1 protein-coding gene is annotated in these 479 nt (G+C 53.4%); it reads left to right on the top strand.

Translation table 11 applies throughout. The features are described from left to right. Window positions 1–327: ion channel (locus tag O7A61_RS32415; RefSeq protein ID WP_337133207.1), on the top strand; the 327-nt coding region annotated here is incomplete at its 5' end. Between the last annotated feature and the right edge of the window lie 152 nt (window positions 328–479).

Raw genomic sequence — 479 nt, 5'->3', positions numbered from 1 at the left:
GCCGGCGCTTACCCCGCGCTGCTTTTCGTCATCTGTGGCTTGGTCGGTCTTCATCTTCTGGAGATCGGGATCTATGCCGCTATATTTCACCTCGCGGACCGGACCCTTGCTCTCGGTGATTTCGATGGAAAGGCCTTTCCGTCGAACATGGACTATTTTTACTATGCAGCAGAGGCTTACGCCTCTCTCGGCTACAACAATGTGATACCGATCGGTGAAATGCGGCTTGTCACGTCTATAGCACCGCTGAACGGGCTGTTGCTGCTGACGTGGTCAGGATCGTTTCTTTTTTCGCTGGTGGAGGATTGGCGAGGGAAGGGAAAATAGCTCCGCCATTCCTGGTGGCAGCTGGCTCTCAATTGGTTCCGAATTGAGCACCTATTGATCGGCAATTAAGTAGGCAGCAGCCAGTTTCTGGACTGGCTTTCGCAAAGCCATGTCGCGCAATCCGAAAAACGCATTGCAGCCGGTTGGCAAAG

Source organism: Mesorhizobium sp. Cs1321R2N1 (genome assembly GCF_037179725.1).
GTDB classification, from domain to species: Bacteria; Pseudomonadota; Alphaproteobacteria; order Rhizobiales; family Rhizobiaceae; genus Mesorhizobium; species Mesorhizobium salmacidum.
The sequence above is the reverse complement of the archived record's forward strand: the minus strand, read 5'-3'. Positions and strand labels throughout refer to the sequence as shown.